The following is a 22,587-nucleotide window of genomic DNA, read 5'->3' as shown; positions in this document are numbered from 1 at the left end:
TGTTTTATGATAAGCTGAAAAGATGATGTGAAAAAAATGATGATAAATGAAACGTTGTGTATAAAATAATGAAATTTGCAATTTGTTTTGTTATTAATTTGTTTATATGTCATGATATTTTGTATAAATTGTTAGTATAAGGTAAATTGATTATTTTATATAAAAGTTGTAGTATTATTGTAAATAAAGTTGCAATTGAAGTTTTTATATTTCGTTGACTTCAAATAAAGGAGATATATGAAAAAGTTAACTTTAATTATGGCTGTTGGCTGTGTAGGGGCGTTCGCAGCTTCTATGAACTATGACGTTCTTGGCCGCCGTGGCAGTAAAATGAACTCGCCGATGGTCTATAGAGATATAGATTATTCCAAGATTAAGAAGAATGAACAAAAAGTTGGTTCGTCATTGGAAAATCATGCGCTTGCAAAAAGGGCATCGGGCCTTTTGAAAAATGCAAAAGCTATGGAAGGCGCTTATTTTAGTCGTGGCTGGTCTAACCACAATGATGATTACTATTATCTGCAAGTGTACAATCCAAATCCTGTATATAGCGCGGCCGTAGCTTATGGAAAAAAGTTGTATGATGGTGAAAAAGGCTTTATAGATAAGTCGAATCGTTATTTTAAAAATATATCTAGATCGTCTGCTACGTCTTTTGTTCGTAAGACGGATATGAACTCAAATACAGTTAATAATGGGTATGACGTATCTAAGTATAATTTCAATTTCTCGAATCCAAAACGAGTATCACCTTATGGAGATGGCGAACAACTCTATTATAGTAATTTTGCACCAATAAGAAGAAATGCAACTCATTCTTCTAGATTGTCCATTGAAAGTTGGTATGGAGACCAAAATAGCTTAGATTATGGTTGGGTTATTGATTATCAACCGTATTCTGAATGGCTGCCTGAATGGTCTAAAGTTGGTATTTACATGCCTTCGTATGCAACGCCAATTAAGATGGCTCATAATGATTACATTGAATATGTTCAGACACCATCGTCCAGTTATAATTTTGTCCCTGGACATGAAATGGATGTGTCGAAAGCATATAAAATTATAAAGAATTCATCTAAAAATTCGAATGTCTATATCGGTTCTTCTGAATATTATGAAGACGATAACGTTTATATGGGTCTTCGAATCCGTAAAGGTAAGCAAGGAGGCACTTCTAAAGGTCTGTATTATACAAGTACTGCTCGAAATTTAGATAACTTCATATATGATAATCGTACTGTAGAAATTGTAGCTGCCGGAAATGCATCTGCAAATAATAAGAACTTTGTTTATGAAGCCCATGCTGCAAACGCTATTACAGTTGGTGCTATTAATCAATCGACAAAAAAGATTACAGCTTATACGCCTACTAATACTCCTAGGTATTGCAAAAAAGGGATTGGCAAATGTAACGCACAGTCTACTTATCCTGATTATGTGAATGGTTCTGCAAAACCGGAAATTTATAATTACTCCCATTTCTATTTTGATGAAGGTGAAAGGAAGACTGATATTGGTAGAAAGTATACTTCTGCATCAGGGGCAACTTCTGCACAAGATCCGTATTATGACGGTACTGAAGCCGCTGCTGCTTATACTGCAGGGATGGTTTCTGATCTTTTGGCAACCAATGCGTTTTATCGTAGACATCCTGAAGTTGTCAAATCTGTGTTGTTGACGAGCGCTAGTGCTTCTAATGCTCCTACTTATTTCAGCTTATTGCCGGGACGAGGAAATCCAAATTATGGATGTATGCATGATTCTCGTTTCTGGATTGGTGATGTGAATAAGTTGATGAAAAATTATAGTGGTTCTAATAAAAAGGAAATACGATTTGTTGTAAATCTTTCTGATTTTACGACAAGATATGTTAGGGCTGCAATTTCATGGTTGAGCAGTGGTGATGATATTGCGAAACTTGGCAAGATTCCTCAAGATTTCGACCTTTATATTTATGAAGGTAATGATGTGAATAATATTGATACAAGAAACAATTCTAGTGCTGCTGACTTTTCTGCTGATGGTTCAAATGCCTTTGAAAAGGTTGCATTTACCGCACATTCTGATTATATCGTAGTTCGTATCGTTCTTTATGAAGATGATGATGAAGCTGAAAATTATGGCCAAATGATTTTGGGCTTTGATTTGGCTGCGTAATCGTTTAGATGAATGCAAAATATCCCGTCGGTAAAACCGGCGGGATATTTTTTATTCGTTATTTTGAAAAATTATTCCTTGAATTCTACGCTTTCAATGGCATCCAAAAGCTCGTTTCTAACACTTGTGCCGAAAGCGAAGCTTCGCATGATGACAAGGAGAATGTTTCCCTGTTTTGTTAATCTTGATGCGAGACACATGTCCTCTGGCGTTCCGTCATCATGTGTTATTTTGTAGCATCTGTAAGTATACTTCTTTTCGGAATTATAGTCGGCATCGACTAGGTTTTCATTTGTACAATCTTTGAAAAGAGCATCGTAAGCAGAAAAAATTCTGGTTGTCTTTAAAGAATCGCTTATATCGTTCTGGAAAACTTCAGGATTGTTTTGTGCTGCTTTACTGTATGATGCGAGTATCATGCTCATTTCTAATTCTTCATCATTTAATGTAACTGAGGCGATACCTTTAGTGGTGTCGTGAACGGCATTTTTGTAATAGAACCTGCCATTGGCGTCGAATGGGGTGTCAATTTCGAGTTTCTCGGGCATTCCTGTTGCAATGAATGCTTTTGCTGTTGATACGCGGACGTAGATGAGCATATCTCCAAGAACGATGGGTTGCATCCTTGTACCCATCAGAACAGCGCAGCTAGAAAGTACAAATGCTGCTAAAACAAGTGAAATCGATAAAACTTTTTTCATAGAATCTCCTTTTTAGGTTGTATTAAAATAATAGTAAAATTTTATATAATTGAAAAGTAGGCTTCTTGCGAAACCTACTTAAGTGAGTTTGGTTTGAGGTGTATTATTTTATATTTGAAATTCGAATGGTTTTGTTCATCGTCTTGATGACGTAAATGCCGCCTGGCATATTTATGCGGACTTTGTCCCAAATGTTACGTATAGCGTTTTCGTTTGCTTGGAATGAGGTAACACGGTTTCCAAGGACATCGTAAACTGTGTAGACTTGCGATGCTGCGGCTTGCCTTGTAAACTTGATGGATTCTGTTTGGGATGTGGCGACTGCAAATTCAATCCAGTCAAGATTGAAGTAGGGCTTGTCAATCTTTATTTTTAGCACATGTGCCCCTTCCGCAATTGCAGGCACGGAGACTGTAACCGTTTCGAATTTCTTCCAGTCACCGGTGTTCGGGACCATCACGGTGGCGACGTTCTTTTCGTCAACGAGTACGGAGAAGAATGTGCTATCGCTTGGGGAGGCGACGCGCGTCGTGAGCGTGAGCGAGTCGTTCTTGGACGCTTTTACCGTGTAACGTAACCAGTCATCGGCATAACCCCAGCCGTAAATGATGGCGCCTTCTGCGCTGTCGAGGCCTGCGTTGTCATCGCGGTAGAGGGAATTCTCGTTTTCAATGTCGGTGTCCAAGAATCCCTGACCGTTGCCGCCCTTGTCGTAGTTTTCTGCTTCGATTTTTCCCGGGATGGTAAGCGTATCCTTAAACGGTTCAATCGGATCAGGCTTCTTGAGCTCAATTTTGCTTCCGTAACCGGCGGCGACAATGTTTGCTTGTACCAAATCGTCTACGGAATCTGGCGGGTTTCCGATTGTCATCACACCTTCGAAGAACGTTCCTGCACCGCCGTCGCTGCCGTCACCGCCATTGCCGAGCACGATGGCGCCTTGCAGCTTGCGTGGGCTGTAGCCTCTTTTGCGTGGGCCATCCCACATGGTGTTGAGTTTTCCTTTTTGGGCGCTGCCGCCTTTGAGTTTGAACGTTCCGTCGTTCGGGCCTTTCAGCATGGCGGTTACATAGTCTGCTTCAATAGAAAGTGCGTTTGGCCACGGTGTCGTATGGGTTTTGCCCCATTGCCAACCAGCATCGTTTCCCTTGAATACACCATCTTCCAAGTCGGCGGCTACCCACGGGCCATTGCCCTGTCCTGGGCCGCCCCAGTCCTTGTCGCTTCCGAAGTAGATGCATTCCATAGTTCCCGGGCCGTCGTCGTTGCCGGTCGTTTCTGCGTTTCCGTAGTTGAAACAGCACAAGTCGTTGTAATGCTTGCCATCAACCACCATGTACATGGATTCTTCTTCATCGCCGGTGGCTACACCTTTGGTGTTGTTATTGCGGTAACCGGTAGCGGACCAGGCGTCGCGATAGAATCCGTAAGCCTTGCGCCCGCTGATGTAAATCGGGGCTCTGTTGGCGTCCGCTTCCTTGGCGCCTTCTTTTAGCCAATAGACTGGCGGCGATTTCTTCAAATCGTTCTTGTAGCTGCTCTGATCGTAAATGATTGAAATTGTGCATTTGGAGCCTGCACAAAAGTCGTCTTGTACGGAGGATTTGACAAAGCCTCCCGCTTCTTCGACTGGAATGTCCTTGGTTTGTCCATCGGCTCTGCGGACTTGGTAGAGGTTCCCGCTGTAGCTGGAGTAGAGCGCGCGTGTCAAGCTGTGGGCAGCAACGCATGGTGTTTTTGCCTTTGCGTAAATGTCGCATGGGCCTTCCGCGATTGCCTGAGAAACTGCTGCAGCCACAACAAAAGCTGCAACAGACGTAAGTGTGTTGTTAATCATCCAAATATCCCCTTGGTTGTATTCTACCAGAAAAATATTTCTAGAAAAAGCAAAAATGAACGGGTGCTTTATAAGATTTCATTGAAAATTTATCAAAGGCGATATATTCTTTAAGAGCTTTTGGGCAAGTAATAGATTATTTTATTGATTGGACAATTGTATTTTTCGAGAATTTGCCTATGCTGAACATTAACGAAATCAGTGATTACAGGGATTTGCTCAAGAATTATTATACCCAGCGCAAGTTGGATATGCCGCTGTATTCCTATAAAATGATGGGGCAAAAGCTTGGGCTCGAAACGAGTCAAATGTTCCGCGTGTTGAATAAGGATCTCCATTTGCCAAGTCGCAGTATTCCCTTGGCAAAAAACTTGCTGGATTTGAAAGGCCGCAATGGTGAAATTTTCGAGATTTTAGTGGCTGCCTCCAAGACGAAATCTCCTGCAAAAAAAGACAAGCTTTATAAGATGGCGCTTTCGCTCCAGGATGTTGATTTGCGCAAGTTCAGTGCTAGCGAATATCTTTTCTTGAGCAAGTGGTGGATTCCTGTAGTGCGGGCTCTTATCGAAATGAATGGTGGCCATGCCGAAGTCTCACGGTTAGTAAAACAGATTTCACCGACAGTTTCCGAGGACCAAGTGCGCGAAGCTATAAAGGTTCTCAAGGATTTAAAACTGATAACACCGCTTGCGTCGGAACGTTATGCAACGACTGTTGCTAATTTTACTTCAGAGGGTTCGGCTGTAAAGACTGCCGCCATTCGCAGTTATCAAAACCAACTTTTGGCTTTGGCGCAGAATGCCCTTGTTGCGGTGGAACCTGCCAAGCGTAATATATCATCACTCTTGGTGGGTGTAGACGATGAGTGCTTTGACGATTTGAATGAAATGGCTCTTGAATTTAGACGGCAAGTTCAAAAAAGGACTGCAGAGGTGAAAAATGTGAATCGCGCCATGCAGTTCGTATTTGCACTATACCCGGTAGCAGACATTTCCGGTGGTGATAGCGCCAAAAAGGAGGTGTAAAACGATGAAAAAGTTGCTTTTACTTCTCGTGTTGATTGCGCTTTGCGCCTGCTCCGATAGAGATGTATCGGGCATTAGTTCTGTTGAAACGCAAAATGCTTTTTTGATTCAGGTTGTTCGCAGTGACTCGCTACCGGCATCAAATGTGGTGGCCCGCGTTCGTGCTGTGGATTTTATTCGCAACGTTGAGTCTGATTCTGTAGAAGAATTCCTTGCAGAATACGTTGCTGATTCATTGGGATATATTCGTTTGAACGGTCTTGATGTCGATTCGGTGACGATTGAAATTCTCAATGAAGGTGAAGGTGTTTTTAGGAAAATCCTTGCTGATGATGTACGCGAAGGTGATTCTGTGCGATTCGTTCTCGAAAAGATGGGAAGCGTGCAAGGAAGGGTTTATCTGCCGGCAGGCGTTGACTACGCTTGGGTTCAGGTGTATGGCTCCGATCGTCTGGTAAAGACCGATGGCGAGGGATTCTACGAAATGGATTCGCTCCCGCCGTATGAATACGACTTGCGCGTCATTGTGGGTGATAGCGTTGTCGAACAATCGGCGTTGGTTGGTGCTGGCGAGGATACGCGCTCGAATGTTTACGCGTTTGAACCGGATTCTTTCAAGGTGCTGGATTTTGAATCTGCGGATGCGCAGTTTATTATCAGGGAACTCGGAATCCGCGAGGCGGGTTACATGTCCGCTACGGATACGAGCGTGAAGGTTACTCCGAATGTGGCGACGGTGCCTGAAACTCGCAAAGATATTGAGGAATTTATCGTGGAGGCCGGAGCGGGTCGCGAAGGGAACGCTATTCACTGGGAGTCTTCGGCAAGGCTTGGAAATTGGTCGTTCTATGGAATTTGGATTTGCAAGGAAGACTCTCCGTGTGACTTGTCTGCTATTGATTCCATTGTCTACTATGCTCGCGGAAACGGTGTCATCTCGATTACGCTCGAGACGCTTGGCTCGTCAAATACAGAAGGAAAAACTTTGGCTTACGATACGCTCAAGACGAGTGATGAGTGGAAACGTTACAGTATAAAGCCTTCAGACTTCAAACCGCGCGACGACCTTTATGGTAACCTTGGCTGGGAGGTTATCAGCAAGGCGGTGACAACAATTTCGATAGCCGCCTACGACGATACTGAATTCTGGTTTGATGATGTTACACTATATGGTGTCAAACCGAGTGATTTTATCACTAAATAACTTTATCTGTAACTATACGCCATTCACCGGGCTTTAAGTTTCCAAGCGGAATGTTCCCGATTTGCACGCGGACTAGACGCAGTGTAGGGAAGCCCACGGCTGCGGTCATATGGCGCACTTGTCGGTTCTTGCCTTCGATAAGTGTAAGTTTTACCCAACTGGTGGGAATGTTTGCGCGGAAGCGTACCGGCGGGTTGCGGTTCCAAATCCAGTCCGGGGCTTCGACGATTTCTGCCTTGCAGGGTTTGGTGTGGTAACCTTTGATGTCGACGCCTTTGGAAAGTTTGCGAACAGCTTCTTCGGTAATCTGACCGTCGACCTGTGCCAAGTACGTGCGCGGATGCTCGTATTTGGGGTCCAGAAGTTTTTTGATGAGCTTGCCGTTATCGGTCAGGAGTAAAGCCCCCTCGCTGTCGTGGTCGAGACGGCCTGCTGCATACACTCCCGGCGGAAATCCAAAAGTATCCAGAGCGGGGTGGCCCGATTCTGGAGTAAACTGGCTTAAAACGCCGAATGGCTTGTTGAAAATAATAACGGTCGACATTTGCGCAAATGATAAAAAAATTTATATTAAAACCATGATTGATATTTACGCATTGTCGAAAAATCCGCTAGTGTTTCAGAAGCCGAGAACGATTACTTCGGCTTATATTGATGTGTCTGGTAAAATGGGACTTGCTCAAACGGTGCTCATGATCCAGGATAATATTACCGAGAATTTTGGCGCCATGAAAATGGACAATTTTGTGGTGAAGGAAAAGGGCGGCTTTTGGGTTGTTTACAAGGCTAAGTTCAAGTTCCTCAAACGCCCGTACTGGCGCGACAAGGTTGTGACGACGTCTTTCCCGGCGGATAATCAACTGATTCGTTTGAATGAAAATACTGCGATTACGACGATTGAAGGCGAACCGATTATTTTTGCAAAACAAGAAATGTGCTGCTTGAGTCTCGATCGCCATCGCCCGATGCGGCTTTCTTCGGTGGACTTCCCAACAGAAGGTTTCCCTGAAGCGTTTATGACGGATGATTTTGATCGCTTTAATGTTAAACCCGAAGAATACGAAGAAGTTTATCAGCAAAAAGTGTTGCCGCAGCATATCGATATGTCGCACCACATGAACAACATCGAGTATGTGAAGCTTGCATTGAACGTGTTTAGCGCTTCGGATTTGGAACTCTGCATTCCGTCAGAACTCGAAGTTCATTACTTGGGCGAGTCCGAGGAAGGGCAGACGATGAGAATTTTCCGCGCAGACCACAATGGTGCTACTTACATGCGCATTCTCGATGAAACGGACCGCGCCGTCTTCGAGATGAAACTCAGAATGATGTAGCTGAGTCTGTCATTCCGGCCCCCGAGCCGGAATCGCCTTTTATCCTAAAACATCAAAGAATTCTGGCCGGTGAAAATCCGGCTTTTCTGTTTCTATGCGGAATGCGCTCAAGTAGTGGGGCGTATTTGCTTTATCGGCGCACTTATAGAGGTTTCCGTGGAGGGGCGCCTCAAACGCTTTAATTCCAAAAATCTCGGCAGGAATTTCAACAGTCATTGTCCAATAAACGGAATCGTCTTGGATGCTTGGCGCTGTGCCTGAGCGTTTAATCTTTGCGATAGCTTCGAATGGGAGCGTTTGTCTGTTTTCGCGACCGGTTCCGCGGGCGGCAAGTACAAAGCCTCGGCTTGTCGTTTCGAAGTTGAAATACTCAGCCGGATTGGCGGGGTTCTGCAAAAAGATTTCCACACAGGAATCTTCCCAGCTTCGTCCGTTATCTTCTTGAACGGCTGCGCGGTAGCAATCTACGGGTTCTTCAATTGTGAATTTGACGATAGCGCTGTTTGGGGTTTGCGAAAACTCGGCTGTGACCATCGGGTGGATAATTCCCTGGTTGGCCGTCCATTTCATATTCGGTTTTAAAAGCATGAATAGAAATTAGAAAAAGTTACTGTTTTGTATAAACTAAAAAAGTGATTAATCAGTGATTAAATCGATTAATCACTTTTTTTCTAGAAAAGAAATGGCGAAATTTGCTCAAAATCGCCAATTTTGTGATTGGCACGCGTTTTGCATTATGTGTGGCGATTCCGCATGAATGCGAGTGTATTCGACTGCGGCTAATCTTCAAAAAATAGGAGGCCAAAATGGCTGAAAAAACAGAAAAGAAAACATCGACTATCCCCACCATGTCTCCGGCTTTTGATTGCCTTGCCGTGACGAACGTTCAAGTGTTCCCATTTAAGGAGGGCGCAAATCTCGGGCATATGAAAGGCCTTGCGACGATTGTGCTGAATGACCAAATTCAGATTCGTGGGCTTCGCGTGATGGACGGTGAAAATGGAATGTTTGTCGGTTATCCGATCGATACGTTCTACAAGGGCGAAGACTATCGTACCGTATGCTTGCCGATTACGCGTCAACTTCGTGAACATATCGAAAATTGTGTGCTCGAAAAATACCAGGCCGCAGTAGCATAAGGTAGGTGAAAATTGTTTCGCAGAATCCGTTCTTATTGCTTGTTTGGAATAAAGGCTGTTCCTGTTAGTGTCGAAGTTGATGCAGCTCAGGGTTTACCTGGTTTTACGCTTGTTGGGCTGCCAGACAATGCGGTAAGGGAATCTCGAGAACGTGTCGTTTCGGCGATACGCTCCATCGGAAAAGTGGTAACAGGTTTCCGTACAACGGTTAATTTGTCTCCAGCGGATCTGCGAAAGGAGGGGAGTGCTTTAGACCTTCCGCTAGCGATTGGCATGCTTGTCTCGACGGGTGAAATTGAGGTCCCTCAATTAGATCGTTACGTCTTTGTGGGTGAACTTTCATTGGATGGTTTGTTGAAGCCTGTCCGTGGAGTGTTATCCATCGCAATGAATTTGGTCGCAGAGCGTGATTGTGTTCTTGTCATTCCGCGAGGAAATATGCAAGAAGCCTCGCTGGTGGAAGGTCTTCATTTTGTTTGTGCTAATTCTCTCGGTGAATGTGTTGAAATCTTGGAGCGCAATTCAAATCAAGATGTGAAAGATGCAAAGGGAATTGCTTCGTACCGCGTGGATGTTGACGATAAAGTTCCTGACTTTAAAAATGTTGTCGGAATGGATGCGGTAAAGCGAGCTCTTGAAGTTGCTGCTGCTGGCGCTCATAATTTTTTGCTAGTCGGTTCACCGGGTGCAGGCAAAACGCTTTGTGCAAAATGCTTGCCTGGAATTTTGCCCGAGATGACTGAACAGGAAATTCTAGAAACGACACGTATTCATTCTTGTGCGAGGCGAGCTGGTGATTCGGATGATTTTAAACCGGTGATGGCAAGGCCGTTCCGTTCTCCACATCATTCGGCTTCGATGGTTTCGCTAGTAGGCGGTGGTACGCGGCTTTTGCCGGGGGAGGCGAGTTTAGCCCATAACGGCGTGTTGTTCCTAGATGAGTTGCCGGAATTTAACCGGAGCGTGTTGGAAGCGTTACGCGAGCCGATGGAAGAAGGTGAAATATCGGTAAGTCGTGCAAGTGGAACGGTGGTTTGGCCTGCGCGTTTTATGATGGGGGCTGCAATGAATCCGTGTCCTTGCGGTTATTCGATGGATCCGAAACGCGAATGTACTTGCTTGCCTGAGGCTCGTAAACGTTATCGTGAAAAAATCTCGGGCCCGCTGTTAGACCGTATTGATATTCAGGTGAGCGTGCCGCCTGTAGATGCCGCAATGTTTGCGGTAAAAGGGCGAGGGGAGTCGTCTGCAGATATTCGCAGACGCGTGTGTGCAGCACGAGCTGTCCAGCGTGAACGTTTCCGCAATTTGCCTTTTAAATCCAATGCAGAAATGTCTTCGGAATATGCTCGAAAATTTGCAGCGATGAATCCGGATGTGGAACGATTTGCTGTGTCAGCTGCTGCCAAAATGGAATTGAGTGCGCGCGGATATTTTAGGTTGTTAAAAGTCGCGCGCACGATTGCTGATCTGCGTGGCGCATCTGCCGTAGACGTCATGGACTTGTCCGAAGCCTTGCGCTACCGTGCATTTAAAGGCTAGAGCGGCTTTGCCGCAGTTACTAGAACTTAGTTACTAGTTAATAGTCTTTGGTCATTAGTTATTGGTCAAAAGAAGATGTTGATTTAAAATTCTCTAGTAACTAGTAACTCGAAACTAGTTACTTTTGTTTCCTACTGCCTACTAATCTTAATGCTTGCTTCTGCTCCTAAGCAACCGGGAACAGCTTGTGGCTTTGCGACGGATACTTCGACTGCGTTAGCTTTAGGATAATGTTCTAGAACGTATTCAGCAGTCTTTACCACAAGAGTTTCGACGAGCTTAAAAGAAGAAAGGCGGATGAACCCTTTTAGTTCTTCCGCCAACTTTGCATAATCGATAGATTCGTTTAAATCTTCTGTTTGTGCAGCTTTGGCAAAGTCCAACCAAAGGGTTAGGTTCAATATGATTGGTTGCTCATGTTCGCGTTCGTAGGGGAGTATGCCTACAATACAATCAAATTGAAGATCTTTGAGTCGGATTCGCCCTTGTTCTATTACCATGCAAACAATACGATAGCTGTTGTCAAGGAAAGTGCTGTTACGCCGAACCAGATATTGCGGCCCATTGCGTAAGAATCCTTGGTGTCCTTGTTGACTTTCATTCTCTGTTGAATGTTTACGTAATTCCAGTTGTCAAACATGAAGGCTTTGTCTGCTGTGGTAGTCTTGAAGAATGCCACGCACTTGTCAGGATTGTTGACTGTACCGCAAGCTTCCTTGATCTTGCCTTCAACGGTGTTGGCTACCTTTTCAAGATCCTTATAGGCTTTGTTTGCTTCGCTGGACTTCATGTGCTGGAGCACGCCAACAACTGCACTACCTGCTGCTACTGCCGAGAGAGCGACTGCGCTCCAGAAGCGAACTTCGTCAGCAATACCGAAACGGTCCTTAACGTCTTGTGCTGCTGCGGATGCGGAGTAATCGCGAGAGTCGGCATAAGAATTAGACTGGTTCAAGTCGCCCGAAACATCGACGTTCTTGTTCTTCTTCATTGCAATGATGTCTTCATCGCAAGAAACATCGAATTCATCACATTCCTGTTGCGGAGCTGCTGCGCTTTGGGTTGCCGGAGCTTCATTCTTAAGATCGATTTGAACACCGTTAACGAATGCGACTGCAGATGTTGCACCAGGGAGGTAAACAAACTTACCATCGAAATAGACCTTTTCGGCATCGTCACCCGGCTTCATACCGCGGCGTGCATAAAGCTTAGCCTTAACAACGTCGCTGTAGGAGGTTCCTGTAGGAACGCTCAAGGCGGTCATGGAAGAAACATCACCAACGCTGCCGATGTAAAGCTGGTAAGCGTTAAGACCGGATTCTTGAGCGAATTTCTGGCGCAAGACGATATTGCCGGCCGGAACGGCCGATGCTTCTTCGACACTTGCAGTGCTCAACGGCTGACCACCGTTGGCGGCAAAAACCTGATTGTCAGACATAACGGCATCTTTAGCCGTAAAATCAGCGATATCATAAACTCCAGCGAATGCTGCAGCTGCGGAAAGGCAAAGGGCCAATAAAAAAGAACGCTTCATCGTTTCTACTCCGAGTATTCCAATTTTTTTTGGAAAAATATATAAAAAAAACACCAATAGTAAATTATATAATTTTTTTTCTCGATAAGAACCAACTTTGGGGCTAATAAATTGTTGGTGTGATAAAAATGTGAGTTAATTTTACTCTTTTATGTTTTGTTTGTAAACATCCGTTTACAAGATGCGCGCTGTTGTTTACTATTTATAAGCTCTAAGTTCTACCAACTAAGTTCTTATTGCTATTCTTATTGCTATATTTGTTTCCGTAATTTTTAACCCTAAAAAGAAGGTGCTATAATGGCAAAGCTTTCTATCGAAGATCTCGAACTCGCCGGCAAGCGCGTGTTCATCCGTGTTGACTTCAACGTTCCGCAGGACAAGGTGACTGGCGAAATCACCAACACCAAGCGTATCGAAGCCGCTCTCCCGACCATCCAGTACGCTCTCGACAAGGGTGCAGCCGTCGTGCTCGCTTCCCACCTTGGCCGTCCGAATGGCGAAAAGAACATGAAGTACACGCTCGCTCCGGTTGCTAAGAAGCTCGAAGAACTCATCAAGAAGCCGGTGAAGTTCCTCCCGGACTGCGTTGGTCCGGAAGTTGAAGCTGCCTGCGCTGCTATCAAGCCGGGTGAAATCATCCTCCTCGAAAACCTCCGCTTCCACATCGAAGAAGAAGGCAAGCGCAAGATCAAGAACGCTGATGGCACTGAAACTAAGGAAAAGGCCGACAAGGAAGCCGTCAAGGCATTCCGCGCAAGCCTCACCAAGCTCGCTGACGTTTATGTGAACGACGCTTTTGGTACCGCTCACCGCGATCACTCTTCCATGACTGGTGTTGAACTCCCGCAGCGTGCCGCTGGCTTCCTCATGAACAAGGAACTCAAGGCATTCGACCAGGTCCTCAACAATCCTCCGCGTCCGTTCCTCGCCATCCTCGGCGGTGCAAAGGTCGCTGACAAGATCCAGCTCATCAACAACCTCCTCGACAAGGCCGACAAGATCATCATCGGCGGTGGCATGGCTTTCACCTTCAAGAAGGTCCTCAACAACATCGAAATTGGTTCTTCTTTGTTTGACGAAGAAGGTGCCAAGCTCGTTCCGGATCTCATGGCTAAGGCTAAGGCTGCTGGCAAGGAAATCATCCTCCCGGTCGACTACATCGCTGCTGACAAGTTCGCTGCCGACGCTGCTACCAAGGCTGTCTCTGACGCTGAAGGCATTCCGGCTGGCTGGATGGGCCTCGATGTGGGCGCTGAATCCACCAAGCTCTTCGTGAACGCTATCAAGTCCGCAAAGACCATCGTTTGGAACGGTCCTGCAGGCGTGTTCGAATTCGAAGCTTTTGAAAAGGCTACCAAGGCTATGGCTGACGCTATCGTCGAAGCTACCGCTGCTGGCGCAATCACCGTGATCGGTGGTGGCGATACCGCTACGGCTGCCAAGAAGTACGGCGCAGACAAGAAGGTGACCCACACCTCTACGGGTGGTGGCGCTTCCCTCGAACTCCTCGAAGGAAAAGTCCTCCCCGGTGTAGCAGTGCTTACTGATAAGTAATCATTAAAAGTCATCCCGGCCATTGAGCCGGGATCGCCATCTTGAAGAGACTCTCGTTTGCGCGAGGGTTTCTTTTTTATTGCTGATTTTGTTGTGAATCCGGCTTTGGCTCGGCGGTTTCGTCGTGTTCTTCGATTTTTGAGACCTTGGTAAACCAGTAGTCTTCGCTGTTGATGGAACTCATGTTGCCGATGAGTTGGTCGAGGTCGAGATTCTTGATGTCGTTGTTTTCGTTAGGCATGTAATGAATATAAAAATCATTTGAAAAGGAGGTTCCCGCTCGGGGGTGGGAATGACATTTAAAGAGACCGTTTTTACATGATTTTTGTAGATTTACAGTGTCTTTAGCAAAGGAGCATTTATGTCGATTGCCGAATTTTCGAAGAAATTTCATGCAGATAAGCGTGGTAATTGTGCTATGGCTGTAGCTTATGGTTACGCTCGTGCAACGGGCAAATCCGAAGAAGAGGCTGTGAAGGCTGCCGAAATGTTCCGTGCTTTTGGCGGTGGCAAGGCTCCTGATGGCTTGTGTGGTGCGCTTTATGCAGCGAAGATGATGCAGCCGGACCATGCCGAAGCGATTGAAGAAGTCTTTAAGCGTGGGGCGCAGGGATGCACCAAATGTCAGGAAATTCGCCCGAACAAGATTATTCCGTGCAACCGTTGCGTGGAACTGGCGGGCGAAGCGCTGGATTTTTTGGAAAAATAACTGGATGCTTCGGGCTTTTTGCCCTCAGCATGACGAAATTGAAAGCCTAGTCTATATTCTCACGTTCAGCAGGTCTTCTTCCCAGGCTTCTTTTTGTTTGCGGAGCTTTTCGAGGGACTTGTCATCGGCAAGGCTTTCGTCGCGGGCTTGCATGAGTGCGCGGTAGCTTTCGGCGAGCTCGTTTGCGTGCGGATAGTCCGGTGCAAGTTCCGACAGTGCGTTCAAAATGGCGTCGTCGGAGTACAGGCGGGCGATTCCTTCGAGAGTGCGCTCGATAAATTTCTGTGTCTCGTTTTCTTGCTTGAACGCTTTGGCTTCCTCGAATTCTAAAGGCGTAATCGCATCCATCCACTCACATTCTTTGGCGTAAAGCTCGTTGTCGTCGGCAATGGCGTCCTTGCGGCCGAAAATTTCCAACTGCGACTTGAGGAACGGACGGTAGCTTTCAACGTCGATTTCAAGCGATGTGCGCTTTGAAAAATCGGCAAGATTCCTTAAATTTGCCTCGGAAGGGTTGTTCAGGAGGCATTCCTTGAGCACGGCAAGCTGGTCTTTGGGCGGAAGCCTCTTGAATGATTCCGAACGGGTGCTGTTGGCGCGGATTCTCAGGCGCAAAATGCGCAAGAGCAAAAGCATCATGACAACGAAAAATACAATGGACCAATTCATGGGCTGGAAAAATAGCTAATCCGTCTAAAAAAGGGGTGGCCCTTTAGGTGTTTTTGCACATATTATACGTGTGTTTTCAGGATAAGTAAAATATATTACGTTTTTACATATATTTTGCATTATCATCGAACCTCATTTGACTTTAATTGGTTTATATTTAGGTGGAATTGTTGTAACCTATTATTAGGTGGAGATTGGACTATTATGAAATTTTATAGATGGATTACTCTCGGTGCTCTGTTTGGTTGCTCCGTAGTTGGTTTTGCACAAACGGCTGCCCAGGATGTCCGTACGTTGGATATTGTTATTCGCGATTTCCAACCGAATCACCCTGACTTTGAAAACTTCTCCGAAGAATCTGTCAATCATATCAACGAAATTTATAACTACAGAACAGCTACTGGCGCTGCAATGAACGCCTTCGGTTACGATGCTGTGTGGTATGGAAACTCATCTCTCCACAATACCTGTGGAAACATGAATGCATTTGAAAAGTATGGTTTCGGTACCCAAATTGGCGTTGATGGTCTTCCGATGAAGGCTAATCTTTCTTTGCCAGGATATTTGCAGAACACATCTCTTGGTCCGGTCTTGAAATATGGTGAATGTAACCAGAAGACTAAAGATGCTGTTACCGGTGCAGATGTGACTTTGCGTGGTTACGAAAACGCAAAAGATGACGTGAGTGGCTACAAGTGCCCTGCTGGAAATACGAACTGGTCTAACCCGGTTATTTACACTCCTGGAATGGTGATGCCTTATTTGCTTTTCACCAAGATGGATGGTGAAAAACTGGATATGTATGACGGCGTTATCATTCAAAGAGCGAATTTGTATTGTGATAACCAGTTCTTTGAACAGTGGTATGTTGATGTGCCGGGTCAAAACAAGCGCGTGAATACGACGATGGATATTCCGAAAGACCCGAATTCCAAATACTACGTCTACGACTATAACTATAATAATGGTGGTTACTCTCCGCTGGATAGCATCAACCCGACTACAAGAGAATGGGTGATGAACAAGCCCTGTAACGCTTCGATTCAGCCGAACGGTGTTTGTGACCAGTTTGAACCGCAGACGCTTTCCATTTTCTGCCCGCCTTATAACTATCAGTATGCGAATAACCAGGCAGACTTCTTGGGCAATAATACCTTTGAACTTTGCAAGGAATGGCTGAATCAGGGTGGTCCGCGTGCCACGAATTCGGCTGGTTCTGGCCATAGTGCTGCTTGGCAGGCTGCTGTGATGTACGATGCCACTCACCCTGGTAAACTGGGCATGAAGCATCTCCGTAACTACGCCTTTACTATGATGGGTTATGCTAGCTTTAAGTACAAGCAGTCCAACCAGATTCCGACACCGGAAGTGTTCGAATTCGCTGGTGACGATGACATGTGGATTTTCGTGGATGGTGTGCTCGTTGTGGACTTGGGCGGTACGCACTTGTCTGCTCCGGGTAAGGTCAATATCCAGACTTTGGCTGTGAACAACCATGGTTGCCATGCAGGTGAACCTCTCGCTACTTATACAAACTGCTTGGGTGCTTCTGATGCAACAGGTTGGGCTGATGATACTTGGCATCATTTGCACTTCTTCTATGCTGACCGTCAATCCGATGGTTCCAACATTTACATCCGCACGTCTCTTGCCGAACTCGCTCCGTCTCGCTATGGCCAGCCCACGGTGAACGATGTCGTTGTGAAGGTTGACGAAAACGGTATTTCTCATAACAGCATGTACATGAACGTTCCGCTTGCTGACTCTAGCCTTGTTGCTATCAACAATCCGAATGTTCCGTCTATGGTTGTTTTGCGCAACATAACTGTGCTTGGTCCTGATGGTACACCGCTTAAGACCATTACGGGGCAGGATTCTGTTGTGACGATGGTCTATGGCTTCTATGTAACTACGATGACAGGCCCGATTGACAAAGGTGCTGCTGGTTTGATGTACCAGTTCGAAGGTGTCGTGAAGGATTTGAATGGCAATGTTATCGATGGTGGCCTTTTGGGCGATGACCGTCTTGCATTCAACGTTCCGTACAGCCAGGGTCTTAATGACGACGGCAATGGCGGTAACTATACCGCTATGGAATGGACTCAGTTGATGGCTTGGTCCCAGAAGGTGAACTTCTATGTGGCTGCTTCTTCTGGTAAGCATGTGGAAGGTTTCGATGAACGCGAAAAGTGGGGTAAGATTTCTTATACCGCTGTCGCTCAGACTCCTGTTATTCCTGATGATCCGGCATTTGACCGTCCGGACTTTACCGCTGAAGCTCAAACGCTTACAGACATTGCTGGTAGCGGCACGCTCCCGACGGACATGACTGCTGACCTTGTTTTGACTCCGATTCCGGCTGTAAGCAATTCTGACCCGCTCAAGTGGGCTAAGGACAATGCTGAAACGCTTATGATATCTGGTCCGCAGGGTGCAACTGCTTTGCCGGTGGGCTCCTCTGTTGTGTATGGTGCAGGCCAGAATGAAAACAAGACTCTCTGCTATAACGATGGTTCTGCAAATGTCCCGGGCAAAAAGAGTAATGAAACTTGCACAAGTTGGTCTTTCCCGACGACTCAGCCGTTCCATGTGAACATTCGCGTGTTTGACCACTTGGGTCACTTTGTGAACCAGTACAATAAGCGCGTGACTAAGGAAGAATTCGAAAATGCTTTGAATGGTCTGCGTTCTTCTACTCAGTCGGCTGGTCTTAAGATGCCAGGCTGCGGTGATACGCCGATGTATGGTGCAACGGGTGCTATGCTTGCCACAATCAAGATGTATCCGGTAACGGATAAGGGTCGCTTGCTTGCAACGGGTCCGTATGTGTACCAGATGACGGTTGTGAAGGATGCTTACACTTACTGCTACGAAAGTAATGGTAACAACCCGACGACTATGACCATGCCGTTCCAGCGTACTACCGAAACGATTAGACGTGGTTACCGCAGAACCCAGAAAAAATAAGGCTTAGTTCTATAGAATTTTGAACACCCTGTGGTTTATGCCGCGGGGTGTTTTTCTACATTGTGACTATGTTTTATCGTAAGTTTATTTCTCGCCTGTTTGTTGCCTTGATGCTTGCTATGCTGGCTTGCGCTTTTTCGGGCTGCTATAGCTTTACGGCAAGTACGCTTCCGAGCCATATCAAGACCGTCAACATTCATGAGGTCGATGACAAGACTCTTGACCCGGTACTTGCGAACAACATCCATACAGCTGTTGTCGATATGTTCAAGCGCAATGCTGGCGGTGTGCGCTTGGTGAACAATGATGCCAATGCTGATTTTGAAATTACTTTGTTAAGCTATTCGAACAAGCCTGAAAACTATAATAGCAATAGCGATGTGGAAACTTATCGTGTTACAATACGTGTTGAAGTAAAGTTTTACGATAACGTAAAAGAAAGAATCATCTATGAAAGCAAGTCGCTTTCTGCTGATGGAGTCTATGACGTCCAAGCTAACGAGACCGAAGACCGCCATGGCCAGACGCGTGCCGTTGAAAAACTCCAAGACCTGATTGTCTCGAACGCTCTTGCCAAGTGGTAATAGAAAAGGGTAATAAAAAAAAGCGACTCGGCAATATCGCTTGAAGGCGCATCTTGCCGAGTCTGGGGTTGGTTTGGAGTATTACAAATATGCTTATTTTAATGTGTTTTGTTAAGCCCCTAATATCAAATTATACCGAAAAATAGTGTAAAAAGTATTTCTCTAGAGAAATTCCTGGAGTGTGACTTTTTTTTCGTTGAGCAAAGCTTCCGTGAGCGTACTCCCTTTATAAGTCAGCTTTAGTGAGAAGAACGGCTCTCCTCGTTCGAGTAGCGCAAGGAATATCAAGTCTCCGTCCCAGTGGGGGAGTTCCTTCACTTTTTGCTTGTCCACCCATTCCAGTACGCCCTCGTCGCAGTCCTTGAGCGAACCCGTAAATTCAGTTGCCGTAAAGAGATGCATGAATTCGGTCTGGTCCATGCCGTCGCTGATGAACGTGACAATGCCGCGGTATTTGGGGTGTATCAATGAGAGTCCGGTTTCTTCGAGCGCCTCGCGGTGGATGCAGTCCTCGGGGGATTCCCATTCTTCGAACTTGCCACCGATGCCGATCCACTTGTCCTTGTTGATGTCGTTTTTTTTCTTGACTCGGTGGAGCAACAGGTATTTGTTGTCTTGTTCGATATAGCAGAGGGTTGTGTTGATCATACTGCTCAAATATAGAATTGTTTGTAAAATAAAGCTTTTGGGAGCGTTCCTGCTAAAAAAATTGACATTTCTTGCGAGATAAATGTATAATTATTGTATGTTTTACAAAACATGCGACTAGGACTATGCAAAATTGCGTTAAAGAAATTGTAGTTGATTCGAAGTTCGAAAATGTCAGGGCTCTTACTGAGTTTGTTGAAAGTTCTCTAGAACCCTATCATCCGTCAATGAAAGCTGTTACGCAAATTGGCGTTGCCATTGATGAGTTGTTTAGTAATGTTGTTCGTTATTCGGGATCTGCAAATATGAAACTCATCCTGCATGTGAACGAGGATGTGTTAACCGCAAAGTTGACATTTATTGATGAAGGTGTAGCGTATGATCCGCTTTCGAAGGCTGATCCGGACGTGACACTTTCGGCGGAAGATCGCGAAATTGGTGGGCTTGGAATTTTTCTTGTGAAGAAAATTATGGACGGCGTTGAATACAAACGCGATGGCCAAAAGAATGTTTTAACAGTTGTAAAAAAACTGACTTAATTTATTAAACTAAAATCGAGGCTAGAATGAAAATCGAAAAAAATGTGGATGCATCCAAGGTGTCATTTGCCCTAGAAGGTCGTTTGGACACTATGACTGCGCCTTTGCTCGAATCTGAGATTCAAGGCAAGTTGGATGGTGTTACGGACTTGGAATTTAATTTTGCTAAGCTGACGTATATATCTTCGGCAGGCTTGCGTGTTATGCTTGCTGCGCAGAAGGTTATGAATAAGCAAGGCACGATGGTTATCAAGAACGTATGTGATGAAATAAAAGAAATTTTTGAGGTGACGGGATTTTCAGATATTTTGACGGTTGTCTAAAATCTGAATGCATAGTTTGTATGGATGTTAAAAAAGAACGGCACCTGCGGGGTGCCGTTCTTTGTATAAAAAGGAGATGCCCGCTTTCGCGGGCATGACAATTCCGTATGTCATCCCGGCCTTGTGCCGGGAATCATCTTTATAATTACTTCACACCAATGAGGCTCAGGTCGCGCACAGCACCCTTGTCTGCGGAGGAGGCCATGGCAGCGTATGCCTGCAGAGCCTTGGACACGACGCGGTTGCGGGTTTCAGGTTTCCAAGCCTTGGCGCCGCGAGATTCCATTTCCTTGCGGCGTGCAGCAAGTTCTTCATCGGTGAGTTCCACGTTGATGGTGCGGTTCGGAATATCGATTTCGATAACGTCGCCCGTGTGCACGAGGCCGATGTTACCCTTGTTGGCGGCTTCCGGAGAAGCGTGGCCGATGGAGAGGCCACTCGTACCGCCGGAGAAACGACCGTCGGTGAGGAGGGCGCAGGACTTGCCGAGGTGACGGCTCTTGAGGTAAGAGGTCGGGTAGAGCATTTCCTGCATGCCGGGGCCACCCTTCGGGCCTTCGTAGCGGATGACGACGACGTCGCCAGCCTTCACCTTGTTGCCGAGGATGCCTTCGACGGCTTCTTCCTGGCTTTCGAACACGATTGCCGGACCGGTGAACTTCCAGATGGATTCGTCAACGCCTGCGGTCTTCACGATGCTGCCATCAATAGCGAGGTTACCGTAAAGAACAGCGAGACCGCCGTCCTTGGTGTAGGCATGTTCGCCATCGCGGATAGCGCCGTTTGCGCGGTCGAGGTCGTGGTCGGGGTACATGAAGTTCTGCGAGAAGGCTTCGATGTTGTACTTGCGGCCGGGGCCTGCGAGATAGCGCTGCTTGGCTTCGGCGCTCGGGTTACGCTTGAGGTCGTTCACTTCGAGAGCTTCGCCCATGGTGGCGGCGTGAACAGTCTTTGCATTCTTGTGGATGAGGCCCATGCGGTCGAGTTCACCGAGAATGCCCATGATGCCACCAGCGCGGTTCACGTTTTCAACGTGGATGTTGTGGACGGTCGGGGCGACCTTGCAGATGCACGGCGTGTTGCGGGAGAGACGGTCGATGTCCTTCATGGTGAAGTCCACGCCAGCTTCCTGAGCGACGGCGAGCAAGTGGAGAACGGTGTTAGAAGAACCGCCCATGGCGATGTCGAGGCGCATGGCGTTTTCGAAGGCGTCCTTCGTGGCGATGCTGCGCGGGAGGATGCTTTCGTCGTTCAAATCGTAATACTGGTGGCAGAGTTCCACGATGCGCTTACCGGTAGCTTCGAAGAGCTTCTTACGTTCGGCGTGCGTTGCAACGATGGTGCCGTTGCCCGGGAGGCTAAGGCCGAGAGCTTCGGTAAGAGAATTCATGGAGTTTGCGGTGAACATGCCGGAGCAGGAACCGCAAGTCGGGCAAGCGTTTGCTTCGATGGCGGCCACTTCTTCGTCGCTGATTGTGTTGTCGGCGGAATCAATCATGGCGTCGATCAAGTCGAGAGCGCGGTCCTTGCCGTCCTTCGTCGTGACGTGGCCAGCTTCCATCGGGCCGCCAGAAACGAAGATTGCCGGAATGTTAAGACGCATGGCAGCCATGAGCATACCCGGAGTCACCTTGTCGCAGTTAGAAATGCAAACGAGTGCGTCTGCGCGGTGAGCGTTTGCCATGTATTCGGTGGAGTCGGCAATGAGGTCGCGGCTCGGCAAGCTGTAGAGCATGCCGTCGTGGCCCATAGCGATACCGTCGTCTACAGCGATGGTGTTCATTTCCTTCGCGACACCGCCTGCGGCTTCGATAGCGCGGGCGACAACCTGTCCCAAGTCTTTGAGGTGTACGTGGCCCGGAACAAACTGAGTGTAGCTGTTCACGACGCAAATCACTGGCTTACCAAAGTCTTCAACCTTGGTTCCTGTTGCGTGCCAAAGGGCACGTGCACCGGCCATTTCACGGCCTTCCATAGTCTTGAGCGAACGAAGTTTCGGCATAATTTAATCCTCATGAATGCGGCGGCTACTGCGCCAAATTTTGGGTCAAAATGTAGAAAAAAAGTGGATTTGCACACAATTATGAAGTTTTTTGGACCAAAAAACAGGCTTTGTTGTGA

22 protein-coding genes are annotated in these 22,587 nt (G+C 46.5%); 12 read left to right on the top strand and 10 right to left on the bottom strand.

Annotated elements, in window-relative coordinates:
- Positions 1 to 237: 237 nt before the first annotated feature.
- Entirely contained in the window at positions 238 to 2,157 is a 1,920-nt protein-coding gene (locus tag BUQ91_RS08040) for a S8/S53 family peptidase (RefSeq protein ID WP_139299712.1), read from the top strand.
- A 71-nt stretch (positions 2,158 to 2,228) separates the two neighbouring features.
- On the opposite strand, the gene BUQ91_RS08035 is transcribed toward BUQ91_RS08040, so the two are convergent.
- The gene (locus BUQ91_RS08035) at positions 2,229 to 2,858 is read right to left on the bottom strand and encodes a hypothetical protein (RefSeq protein ID WP_072826904.1); all 630 of its coding nucleotides are present in this window, start codon (positions 2,856 to 2,858) and stop codon (positions 2,229 to 2,231) included.
- 103 nt (positions 2,859 to 2,961) lie between these two features.
- Positions 2,962 to 4,695 carry an arabinofuranosidase catalytic domain-containing protein gene (locus BUQ91_RS08030; RefSeq protein ID WP_074208800.1) on the bottom strand — a complete coding sequence of 578 codons (1,734 nt, stop codon included), beginning with the start codon at positions 4,693 to 4,695 and terminating at the stop codon, positions 2,962 to 2,964.
- A gap of 179 nt (positions 4,696 to 4,874) precedes the next feature.
- Between BUQ91_RS08030 and BUQ91_RS08025 the strand changes: the two genes are divergently transcribed.
- Positions 4,875 to 5,720: a DUF4423 domain-containing protein gene (locus BUQ91_RS08025; protein ID WP_074208799.1), complete on the top strand. Its 846-nt coding sequence runs from the start codon at positions 4,875 to 4,877 to the stop codon at positions 5,718 to 5,720.
- Positions 5,721 to 5,724: 4 nt separating this feature from the next.
- The gene (locus tag BUQ91_RS08020) at positions 5,725 to 6,924 is read left to right on the top strand and encodes a hypothetical protein (protein WP_074208798.1); all 1,200 of its coding nucleotides are present in this window, start codon (positions 5,725 to 5,727) and stop codon (positions 6,922 to 6,924) included.
- On the opposite strand, the gene BUQ91_RS08015 is transcribed toward BUQ91_RS08020, so the two are convergent.
- Complete coding sequence (locus BUQ91_RS08015) at positions 6,917 to 7,468, bottom strand: pseudouridine synthase (protein WP_072826908.1); 552 nt, start codon at positions 7,466 to 7,468, stop codon at positions 6,917 to 6,919. The genes BUQ91_RS08020 and BUQ91_RS08015 overlap by 8 nt on opposite strands.
- Before the next feature lie 34 nt (positions 7,469 to 7,502).
- Between BUQ91_RS08015 and BUQ91_RS08010 the strand changes: the two genes are divergently transcribed.
- Positions 7,503 to 8,258: an acyl-[acyl-carrier-protein] thioesterase gene (locus BUQ91_RS08010; RefSeq protein WP_072827173.1), complete on the top strand. Its 756-nt coding sequence runs from the start codon at positions 7,503 to 7,505 to the stop codon at positions 8,256 to 8,258.
- Positions 8,259 to 8,297: 39 nt separating this feature from the next.
- Here BUQ91_RS08010 and BUQ91_RS08005 read toward each other — a convergent pair whose 3' ends face one another.
- Positions 8,298 to 8,828: a carbohydrate-binding family 9-like protein gene (locus tag BUQ91_RS08005; protein ID WP_254842287.1), complete on the bottom strand. Its 531-nt coding sequence runs from the start codon at positions 8,826 to 8,828 to the stop codon at positions 8,298 to 8,300.
- A 236-nt stretch (positions 8,829 to 9,064) separates the two neighbouring features.
- Here BUQ91_RS08005 and BUQ91_RS08000 point away from each other — a divergent pair, with 236 nt between their 5' ends.
- Together BUQ91_RS08000 and BUQ91_RS07995 are read left to right on the top strand one after the other, a co-directional pair.
- Complete coding sequence (locus BUQ91_RS08000; protein ID WP_139255847.1) at positions 9,065 to 9,397, top strand: SpoVG family protein; 333 nt, start codon at positions 9,065 to 9,067, stop codon at positions 9,395 to 9,397.
- A gap of 12 nt (positions 9,398 to 9,409) precedes the next feature.
- Positions 9,410 to 10,939 carry a YifB family Mg chelatase-like AAA ATPase gene (locus tag BUQ91_RS07995; RefSeq protein WP_074208796.1) on the top strand — a complete coding sequence of 510 codons (1,530 nt, stop codon included), beginning with the start codon at positions 9,410 to 9,412 and terminating at the stop codon, positions 10,937 to 10,939.
- Between the two features lie 131 nt (positions 10,940 to 11,070).
- On the opposite strand, the gene folB is transcribed toward BUQ91_RS07995, so the two are convergent.
- Together folB and BUQ91_RS07985 are read right to left on the bottom strand one after the other, a co-directional pair.
- Positions 11,071 to 11,439: a dihydroneopterin aldolase gene (gene folB, locus BUQ91_RS07990; protein WP_254842286.1), complete on the bottom strand. Its 369-nt coding sequence runs from the start codon at positions 11,437 to 11,439 to the stop codon at positions 11,071 to 11,073.
- On the bottom strand, positions 11,433 to 12,473 hold the full coding sequence (locus BUQ91_RS07985; protein WP_072826911.1) for a hypothetical protein: 1,041 nt from the start codon (positions 12,471 to 12,473) through the stop codon (positions 11,433 to 11,435). The genes folB and BUQ91_RS07985 overlap by 7 nt, the downstream gene beginning before the upstream one ends.
- 297 nt (positions 12,474 to 12,770) lie before the next feature.
- Between BUQ91_RS07985 and pgk the strand changes: the two genes are divergently transcribed.
- Positions 12,771 to 14,027 carry a phosphoglycerate kinase gene (gene pgk / locus BUQ91_RS07980; RefSeq protein ID WP_072801299.1) on the top strand — a complete coding sequence of 419 codons (1,257 nt, stop codon included), beginning with the start codon at positions 12,771 to 12,773 and terminating at the stop codon, positions 14,025 to 14,027.
- A gap of 76 nt (positions 14,028 to 14,103) precedes the next feature.
- Here pgk and BUQ91_RS15695 read toward each other — a convergent pair whose 3' ends face one another.
- Entirely contained in the window at positions 14,104 to 14,268 is a 165-nt protein-coding gene (locus BUQ91_RS15695; protein WP_175566617.1) for a hypothetical protein, read from the bottom strand.
- 120 nt (positions 14,269 to 14,388) lie between these two features.
- Between BUQ91_RS15695 and BUQ91_RS07975 the strand changes: the two genes are divergently transcribed.
- Positions 14,389 to 14,736: a hypothetical protein gene (locus tag BUQ91_RS07975; protein WP_074208795.1), complete on the top strand. Its 348-nt coding sequence runs from the start codon at positions 14,389 to 14,391 to the stop codon at positions 14,734 to 14,736.
- Positions 14,737 to 14,787: 51 nt separating this feature from the next.
- Here the strand turns inward: BUQ91_RS07975 and BUQ91_RS07970 are convergent, their stop codons facing one another.
- Positions 14,788 to 15,405: a hypothetical protein gene (locus BUQ91_RS07970; protein WP_074208794.1), complete on the bottom strand. Its 618-nt coding sequence runs from the start codon at positions 15,403 to 15,405 to the stop codon at positions 14,788 to 14,790.
- Between the two features lie 204 nt (positions 15,406 to 15,609).
- Between BUQ91_RS07970 and BUQ91_RS07965 the strand changes: the two genes are divergently transcribed.
- Both BUQ91_RS07965 and BUQ91_RS07960 read left to right on the top strand, forming a co-directional pair.
- On the top strand, positions 15,610 to 18,372 hold the full coding sequence (locus BUQ91_RS07965; RefSeq protein WP_083601179.1) for a fibro-slime domain-containing protein: 2,763 nt from the start codon (positions 15,610 to 15,612) through the stop codon (positions 18,370 to 18,372).
- Between the two features lie 68 nt (positions 18,373 to 18,440).
- Complete coding sequence (locus tag BUQ91_RS07960; RefSeq protein ID WP_074208960.1) at positions 18,441 to 18,956, top strand: LptE family protein; 516 nt, start codon at positions 18,441 to 18,443, stop codon at positions 18,954 to 18,956.
- Between the two features lie 162 nt (positions 18,957 to 19,118).
- Here the strand turns inward: BUQ91_RS07960 and BUQ91_RS07955 are convergent, their stop codons facing one another.
- Complete coding sequence (locus tag BUQ91_RS07955) at positions 19,119 to 19,604, bottom strand: NUDIX hydrolase (protein ID WP_074208792.1); 486 nt, start codon at positions 19,602 to 19,604, stop codon at positions 19,119 to 19,121.
- Between the two features lie 125 nt (positions 19,605 to 19,729).
- Here BUQ91_RS07955 and BUQ91_RS07950 point away from each other — a divergent pair, with 125 nt between their 5' ends.
- Together BUQ91_RS07950 and BUQ91_RS07945 are read left to right on the top strand one after the other, a co-directional pair.
- A complete protein-coding gene (locus tag BUQ91_RS07950; RefSeq protein WP_072826917.1) occupies positions 19,730 to 20,143 on the top strand; it encodes an ATP-binding protein in 414 nt (137 codons plus the stop codon).
- A 26-nt stretch (positions 20,144 to 20,169) separates the two neighbouring features.
- Positions 20,170 to 20,466 (top strand): STAS domain-containing protein, encoded by a 297-nt coding sequence (locus BUQ91_RS07945; RefSeq protein ID WP_072826918.1) that lies wholly within the window; start codon positions 20,170 to 20,172, stop codon positions 20,464 to 20,466.
- A gap of 145 nt (positions 20,467 to 20,611) precedes the next feature.
- Here the strand turns inward: BUQ91_RS07945 and ilvD are convergent, their stop codons facing one another.
- Positions 20,612 to 22,468, bottom strand: coding sequence for a dihydroxy-acid dehydratase (gene ilvD, locus BUQ91_RS07940; RefSeq protein ID WP_074208791.1), 1,857 nt, complete (start codon positions 22,466 to 22,468; stop codon positions 20,612 to 20,614).
- Positions 22,469 to 22,587: the final 119 nt, after the last annotated feature.

It is taken from the genome of Fibrobacter sp. UWB11 (assembly GCF_900143015.1).
Taxonomy (GTDB): Bacteria; Fibrobacterota; Fibrobacteria; order Fibrobacterales; family Fibrobacteraceae; genus Fibrobacter.
The sequence above is the reverse complement of the archived record's forward strand: the minus strand, read 5'-3'. Positions and strand labels throughout refer to the sequence as shown.